Genomic DNA, 7756 nt, shown 5'->3' with positions numbered 1-7756 from the left:
GTCGGTGACGGCTGTGTGCTCGGTCATCGGGTGGGCAAAGGGTTCGATCTGTCCGCCGCCGGGGGCGGTGTACCGGTTCCGTCCCATGTCCAGTGCTGCGGGGCGTCCGGGTCGATCCGCAGGGTCGTCAGCACGGTTCGTGTCCTTCCGGGGCACTGAATGAGCTGGACAGGGTTTATCCCGGCCGCATCTGCTGGAACGCAGCGTAAACGAGGAAATTCAAAAATATATGCACGCCTGAGGTTACAAGCTCGATTCACGGGCGAGTCAACGTCTCGAGCGTGAAGACGAAGGACTCGTATGGCCTGCCGGTGGTCTGGTGTAGTCCCATTTCGCAGGTTCGGTTGGCTGACAGGTAGACCTCGGCCGGGTGGGCGTCGAGGTGGGCCTTCTCGTCGTGTGTGGCCGAGACGACGAGTTCGGGGTGTAGCAAGCCTCGATCGCCGGCGGTTCCGCAGCACGTGGTGCCGATCGGGACGATCACCTCGTCGGCGATGGCTGCGGCGATCTGGTGGAGCTTCGGCACGAGGCCGAGGTGGCTCGTGGAGCAGGTGGGATGCAGCGCCGCGCTGGCCAGCTTGCGTCCGACGGTGAGGGCGGGCAGCAGCTGATGGGACCACTCGATCGCGTCGAGGATCTGGATTTGCTTGAAGCGTGCTTGCCGCTCGGCGTCGAGGTGGTTGCTGACGTCGTCGAGCAGGCCGTGGGTGCAGGAGACGGCATCGATCACGACGGGCAGCTCACCGCGGTCGCTCCATTCCCACATGGCGTCGGCGATGGCGCTAGCCATCCAGGCGTGTCCGAGTTGGTAGCCCTTGGAGCTCCAGGGGGTGGCACAGCACAGGCCGCGGACGTCGGGGGGAATCCAGAGCGGCCGGCCGGCGCGGGCGGACAGAGTGACCAGTGTTTCGGGGAGGCTGGGTCGCCGCGCTGTTCCGGGCGCGCGGCCGAAGATGCGGTTGATGCAGGCCGGGAAGTACACGGCGGCGGCGCCCGGCCGGGATGTCCCGGGAAGTTTGCGCGGCGCTTTCTGCGGCATTGGCCCTGGCACCGACGGTACGAGGTCTTTGCTGAGCGCAGTTCTCGCTGCGGCAGTCAGGCCGGTGAGCGCCTTGACACCGACGGTCTTGGAGACCACGTCGCTTGCCCCCATGCCCAGGCGGGCCAGCGCTTCGACGCGCCGCCAATGCCTGGCGACGGCGAGCGCGGCTTTCTCCCGGCGCTCGGTGGCCTCGTCCTGGCGGAAGGATTTGATCAGCGCTCCGGTGTTGATGTCTACCGGGCATGGCACGGCGCACGTTCCGTCGACGGCACAGGTCTGGATGCCGTCATATTCGTAGTCCGCGAGCAGTTGCGCGAAGACCGGTGAGTCGCTCGCCTGGCGGGCCATCTCGCGTCGGACGACGATGCGTTGGCGCGGTGTCATCGTGACGTTGCGCGATGGGCAGACCGGCTCGCAGAACCCGCATTCGATGCAGTGGGCTGCATCGGCGACGTCCTCGATCGTGGGGGTCGATTTGAAGTGCCGGAGGTGGATTCCGTCGTCGCGGCTGAGGACGGTGTCGGGGGCCAGGACGCCATGGGGGTCGGCCAGTTTCTTGATCGACCACATCATGTCGGTCGCCGTGTCGCCCCACTCGCGTCGCACGAAGGGGGCCATGTTGCGTCCCGTCCCGTGTTCGGCCTTGAGCGAGCCGTCGTACTTGTCGATGACCAGGTCGACCAGCCCATCCATGAAGGCGCGGTAGCGGTTACGGTCGGCGGGATCGTCGAACTTCGGCGTGAGAGTGAAGTGCAAGTTCCCGTAGGCTGCGTGTCCCGCCACGCCGGGCAGGAAGCCGTGCTGGCTCAGCAGCGCCAGCAGGTCGGCTGCGCCTTGCGCGATGTGAGCCGGCGGGAAACAGACGTCCTCGTTGATCACCGCCGTGCCGTCTGGCCGCAACTTGCCGACGATTCCGAGCAGGCCTTCGCGTACGCGCCAGTCGACTTCTATCGCCTCGGCGTCGCGGGTGAACTCCAGCGGATGCAGCAGGTTCGCATCGGCCACCAGGGCGCGTACCGCGGCTTCGGCCTCGTCGAGGGAGTCGGCGTCTGGTCCGCCGAATTCGACGAGCAAGGCCGCGGCGGACGGATCGAGGGTCTTCCAGTATTCCGGCGTCGACGGGAACGAGTGGGCGGCGGCAGTCAGTGCTGGTGCGACCATGAGTTCCACCGCCTCAGCGCCGAGAGCAACCAGGCCCGGCACCAGCGCCACCGCCTCGGTGATGGACGGCACGGGTATCCAGGTGACGCAGGTGAGCGCCGGTGTCGGAAGCGTGTCGATCACGGCCTCGGCGATGAACGCGAGCGTTCCTTCCGAACCAACGACGAGCCGGCGGAAGATCTCCAGCGGCGTGTCGGCGTCGAGCAGGGCATCGAGCCGGTATCCGGTGGTGTTGCGGATCGTGAACTTGTGCCGCACCCGCTCGGCCAGCGCGTGATCAGCAAGCAACTCAGCCCGCAGACGCAGCAGGCCCTGCGCGAGGTCGGGCTCTGCACGCAGGAAGTTCGCCTCGGCGTCGGGTTGGGCGGTGTCGATGACGGTCCCGGATGCCAGCACCAGGGTCATCGACCGCACGGTGTGGTAGGCGTCGCGCTCGATCGTGCAGCGCATCCCGCCGGCGTTGTTGGCGATGACGCCACCGACGGTGGCCGCGTCGCTGCTGGCAGGGTCGGGTCCCAGCCGGCGTTCGTAGCGGCGCAGGTAGGCGGTGGCGTGTCCGAGTATGACGCCCGGCCCGGTGCGCAGTGCGCGTCCGTCCTCTTCCAGCGCCATTCCGGTCCAGTGGCGGCGTACGTCGATCAGGATGTCGTCGGACTGCGCTTGTCCGCACAGACTCGTCCCAGCGGCGCGGAAGGTGGCGTGACGGCCGGTGTCACGACAGTAGTTCAACAGCGCAACGATGTCCTGAACGGTCCGCGGAGTCACGACCACCTGAGGGATGAGCCGATAGGGACTGGCATCGGAGGCGTAGCGGACCAGGTCGATCGCGCGGTGAAGAACCTGGTCGGCGCCGATCAGCCTGCTCAGCGCCTCTCTGAGCTCCCGCGGGGTTCCGGATGCCAGCTCGTCGGGAATGCGATCCTCGGCCGGGTCGCCTGGTGGGTGACCGATGCGAGTGGTGTCGGGCTCGAACAGGGCCATGGTTCGTAATCTCCTCGTTCGCGTCAGCGACGGACGATCGGGGTGGTGAGCCGGCCGATGCCCTCGATGTCGACGGTGACCGTGTCGCCGGGGCGCAGGAACTTCGGTGGCTGCCGGGTGGCCCCGATGCCCTCGGGTGTGCCGGTGACGATGAGGTCGCCGGGCTTGAGCGTCATCACGCCCGAGGCGTAGGCCGCGATCTGGGCACCTGAGAAGATCAGGTTCGCGGTGTTGCCGTCCTGCATCGGCTCGCCGTTGACGTGAGTCTGAATTCGAAGGTGACCAGGGTCGGGGATCTCGTCGGACGTGACGATCCACGGCCCGAGCGGCCCGGAGTCGTCGGCGTTCTTGCCAAGCGTCCACCGGTCGCTGCCCATCTGGTATTTGCGGGCGCTCAGATCGTTGAAACAGGAGTAGCCCAGGAAGCCGGCGTGCGCGGCTTCGGGGGTGACGTCTCGAAGCTCCTGGCCGACGACTATGGCCAACTCGCCTTCCCAGTCGAAGTACTCATCCCTCGGTGGTATCGGGACGGGGTGACCGTCAACGACCAGGGTGGAGCGCCACCGTCCGAAGATGTCGGGCTGTTTCGGTAGTTCGACGTTCGCCTCGGCGGCGTGGGCGGCGTAGTTCAAGCCCGCGCAGATCACCCGGGCGGTGTCGGGCAGCGGCGGAACCTGGATGAGGTTCGCGATCGGTGCACCGGTGGAGTCTGATCGAGCGGCTGCGGCCAGGCCCCGCTGCGGGTCGGCCCAGAATTCCTCGAGGTCGGCGAAGGGAACGGCAACGTCGTTGACAACGGTAGCCATGACCGCGCGCTCGCCGTTCTGGTAGGCGATGAGTTTCATGCGCTCACCCGATCCAGCCCTGGAGAAAGCTCAGGAGTTCTTCGTTGACGATGTCTGGCTTCTCCTCCTGGGGCAGGTGCCCGCACTGGGGTATGCCGACCCCACGCACGTCTTCGGCCATGCTGCGCCAGACATCCAACAGGTTGAAGAAGCGGTTCTGTGCGAAGTCCTGTCCCCACAGGGCCAGGACCGGGCAGCTGATGAGGTCTGCGGCGTCGACCATGTCCTGGGCGAGGTCCTCCTCGATGGCGCGATAGTCCATCGCCGCGCCCCGGACGGCCCCCGGCTGCCGGTACGCGCGGACATACACGTCGATCTCTTGCGCCGACAGCATCTCGGGGTTGTAGGACCAGGACCGGTAGAAGTGGGTCAGCAACACCTCCTCGCGCCCGGCGATCAGCGCTTCCGCCAGGTCCGGAACGCCGAGGAAGATGAAGAACCAGCCGACCTGAACGGCGGCCGGGGTCGCGTTCTGGGCCAGAATGCGGGTGGGGACGTTGTCCATCGTGACGAAGCGATCGATCCGCTCCCGGTGATCCTTGGCGAACCGTGTACCCACTCGGGCGCCGCGATCGTGGCCGACGACGGCGGCGCGGTCATGGCCGTGATGGTCCATCAACGCCGCGAGGTCATTGGCCATGGTGCGCTTGTCGTAGCCGCTTGCCGGCTTCTCGGTGGCGCCGTAGCCGCGCAGGTCGGGCGCGATGACCGTGTACTTCTCGGCGAGAACCGGTATCTGCTTGCGCCACGCGTAATTGGTCTCAGGGAAGCCGTGCAGCAGGTAGACCGGAGGGCCGTCTCCGGCGCTGATCCAGTGCTGGCTGATTCCGTTGAGACGAGCCGTGTGATGCGTGACCGTCGGTGTTGCGTTCACGAAATTTCTCCGATCGTTGGACGTGCGGGTGCCCCGACCGATGGGGTCGGGCGGCTCTCTCTCTTCGCGCGCAGCAGTGAGGCACCCAGGGTGACGAGGACGCCGGCGACAACATAGGTCGTGAGGACGATCAGGTGTTCGGTGATGCCGCGGGAGCCGAAGTAGACGATGCGGCGCACCGAGTCGGTGCCGGCGCCGTTGGGCAGTGCCGTGCTGATCGCCCTCCAGAACGGCGGCAGGAGGGCGGGCTGGTAGGCGCCGCCGGCACTCGGGTTGCCCAGTACGACGAAGACGAGCAGGGTCATGCCAATGCCGAGCACACCGAGAAGCACTTGAAAAGCCATCGTTACCGCGGCCGCGCCGAAGACCAGCAAGGTGCCGACGGCGGCCAGCGCCAGGTAGTGGCCGGTGAGCGCGCCGAGGATCTGGTCGACGACGAGCGCACCGCCCAGACCGGAGGCCATAGCGTACGGAACGACTGAGAGCAGCCGGATGACTGCGCGGCGGGGATTCGCGGGGCGGGCTCCTCGGGCGATGCCGAGCACGGCGGCGACGAGGTAGCCGCCGACGATCCAGCCGACGACCAGATAGAAGCCGGCGAGACCACGGGCGTCGCCGCGTTGCAGTGGTACGAGGTCGACGACGTTCACGGTGCGATGCTCGGTGCCCTCAATCTGGGTGGTGACCTGTTCGACGGCGGTGACGACGGACACCCCCCCGCCGGACGCGACCAGAAGGGTGTCGGTCGAACCGGTCGCATTGACAATGAGGGCGGCGCTGATAGTGCCGTGGCTAACCCGGCTGCGGGCCGCGCGTTCGTCGCTCGCCGGCCTGGCTCGCAGCGGCCCAGACGGGATCGCATTGATCTCGCGGACCAGCGTCGCGGAGTCTTGCGCGGGAGCCACGATCGCGATCGAGATGTGATGCGGCTTGGGAGCGTGGAAGGCCCCGACGTAGCTCAGGATGAAACCCAGCTGAAGCAGCAGCACTCCGACGACGAGGCCCACTGTTCGCGGTGCGATCGAGTCTCGTACTTCGGCGAGGAACGTCGTCGGCTGGCCGTCACCGGGCGGTGGTTCTTCCTGATGTGTCGGCTGACTCATAGCTGGGTTCTCCTGGTGGATCGGTGTTGGCTCCTCGCGCTGGTCGGCTCGACCTTAAACCTTCAACTATGGTTGAAAGTCAAGTCGAGGTGCGAGCCGACGACGGCCCGGACCACGCGAGCGAACGGTGCCATCGCGTTGAGTGATCGAGCGGATATCCAGCACCAGGTCCGGCACGGGCGCCAGAACGCTGCGAAGAACTCGGCGCGGCGTCGTCGTGCCCGAAGCTCGCGAGGCCAACCGCGTTGTCGTTACCGCCGGGCATCTACTCCGCGCACGCTCCGTCCGCCGATCGCCTCCAGGTGGGCGCGTCCGACATCGGTGGCCGGCTATGACTGCATCTGATCAGCCAGGTCGTCGCCTCCCATTCGGGCTGAGGACAGGTCGAACTATGGTTGAAGGTCAAGAGCGAGCGGGACACAGGAGATCAGATGAGGATCGGCGAGCTTGCGAAGGCCAGCGGAATCGCGACCTCGCGTATCCGGTTCTACGAGACAGTGGGACTGATCGCGCCTCGCGATCGCACCGAGGCCGGGTACCGGCGTTACGGCGACGACGCCCTGCATACACTGGAGATCATCAACCACGCCCGGGCTGCCGGATTCACGCTGTCCGAGATCCGGTCACTTCTGCCCACCTCCGCCCCTGACCGCGACTGGGACCGCCCCGGACTCCTCGCGGCCCTCCACGGAAAGGCCGCCGCGATGGAGGATCTCCAACAACGCCTCACCCGAGCCCAGCGTCGGCTCCGCAGAGTTATCGCCGACATTGAGAGCAAGCCCGAAGATCTGTCCTGCACCGACAACGCCGAACGCATCATGCAACAGTTGCGGCTTGATCTCAGTCGGTCCAAGCAATAGGGCATAACGCAGCCTGACCCCGTTCACGGACAACCCGGCCGGCCACGTCGCCATGATCGCCGCCGTCACCGCCCCGCCACCACCGTCGGCCCAGCCGGGCGCCAGGACCGGGGACCGCCGGGGAAGCGCCCGGGACCTAGACCGCTGTTAGGGCTCTCCGATTCTGCACGTCGGTGCTCTCGTTGATGGCATGCCTTCGCGCAGAGCGTGGTCATGCTGTTGCGGCGCCCGAGGACTTCCCGGCGGCGTGGCGCCGTCGGTGTCGCTGCTTTCGCTGTAAGGCCTGGCCCGGTCTGTTGGCGCGCGGTCCGAGCTGTGACGGGCGCAGGCCCAGGCTCCCGGCACATGGCTCCGGGCTTTCCGCCGCGGCGCTCGCGCGGCGGTTCGTCAACTGCTGGACGTCCTGAGTACGCCGCCGAGTTGGTCGAGGAGGTAGTCCACGAGGTCGGCGGTGGAGGGCCCTGTCTCGGCGCTCTCGATCGCCATCTCTTCGGCCATGGCCATCCAGCCGCGCACCCGCAGCGTCTGCCACCAGGACGGAGCCGTGACTCCGGCGGCCTTGAGGACGCGGTCGGCCAGTTCGGCGCGCGTGTGCTGAGCCGCGGCGGCGATGCGCTCGTCGCCACCGGCGGCGCCGCGGACCAGAGCGGCGTAGCTGGGAGTGTGGCGGCGGATGAAGGCGACGAAGCCGGATGTGATCGCTCGGATGCGGTCGGCGTCGCTACCGCTAGCCGCAACTGCGGCACACGCAACTGTCGCACCAGGCCCGACCCGCCGAAAACCCGCTGACCGAGCAGATAGAACGAGACATCAACGGGGAAATGCCGCTCACCGAGCAGATAGAACGAGGCGACATTGCGGCAACTGTCTCAACTGATCTGCTCTCTTGG

The 7756-nt window shown here is 67.0% G+C and carries 5 protein-coding genes; 1 reads left to right on the top strand and 4 read right to left on the bottom strand.

The window, feature by feature from the left end; translation table 11 throughout:
* Positions 1-256: 256 nt before the first annotated feature.
* From VFP86_15760 to VFP86_15745, 4 genes are read right to left on the bottom strand one after another with little or no spacing between them, the layout of a single operon-like run.
* Positions 257-3184 carry an FAD-binding and (Fe-S)-binding domain-containing protein gene (locus tag VFP86_15760; GenBank protein ID HET9001096.1) on the bottom strand — a complete coding sequence of 976 codons (2928 nt, stop codon included), beginning with the start codon at positions 3182-3184 and terminating at the stop codon, positions 257-259.
* Positions 3185-3207: 23 nt separating this feature from the next.
* Positions 3208-4029 (bottom strand): fumarylacetoacetate hydrolase family protein, encoded by an 822-nt coding sequence (locus VFP86_15755; protein ID HET9001095.1) that lies wholly within the window; start codon positions 4027-4029, stop codon positions 3208-3210.
* A gap of 4 nt (positions 4030-4033) precedes the next feature.
* Positions 4034-4903 carry an alpha/beta hydrolase gene (locus VFP86_15750; GenBank protein HET9001094.1) on the bottom strand — a complete coding sequence of 290 codons (870 nt, stop codon included), beginning with the start codon at positions 4901-4903 and terminating at the stop codon, positions 4034-4036.
* Positions 4900-6006, bottom strand: coding sequence for an ABC transporter permease (locus VFP86_15745; GenBank protein HET9001093.1), 1107 nt, complete (start codon positions 6004-6006; stop codon positions 4900-4902). The genes VFP86_15750 and VFP86_15745 overlap by 4 nt, the downstream gene beginning before the upstream one ends.
* 431 nt (positions 6007-6437) lie before the next feature.
* Between VFP86_15745 and VFP86_15740 the strand changes: the two genes are divergently transcribed.
* On the top strand, positions 6438-6866 hold the full coding sequence (locus VFP86_15740) for a MerR family transcriptional regulator (GenBank protein HET9001092.1): 429 nt from the start codon (positions 6438-6440) through the stop codon (positions 6864-6866).
* The last annotated feature ends 890 nt before the right edge of the window (positions 6867-7756 follow it).

Source organism: bacterium (assembly GCA_035703895.1).
Taxonomy (GTDB): domain Bacteria; phylum Sysuimicrobiota; class Sysuimicrobiia; order Sysuimicrobiales; family Segetimicrobiaceae; genus Segetimicrobium.
Note: the sequence above shows the minus strand (reverse complement) of the source record. Positions and strands in the feature narration are given on the sequence as shown.

Excerpts from the sequence above, each read along its gene's own strand:
- VFP86_15760 (HET9001096.1), bottom strand. The coding sequence starts at position 3,184 with ATGGCCCTGTTCGAGCCCGACACCACTCGCATCGGTCACCCACCAGGC.
- VFP86_15745 (HET9001093.1), bottom strand. The coding sequence starts at position 6,006 with ATGAGTCAGCCGACACATCAGGAAGAACCACCGCCCGGTGACGGCCAG.
- VFP86_15755 (HET9001095.1), bottom strand. The coding sequence starts at position 4,029 with ATGAAACTCATCGCCTACCAGAACGGCGAGCGCGCGGTCATGGCTACC.
- VFP86_15740 (HET9001092.1), top strand. The coding sequence starts at position 6,438 with ATGAGGATCGGCGAGCTTGCGAAGGCCAGCGGAATCGCGACCTCGCGT.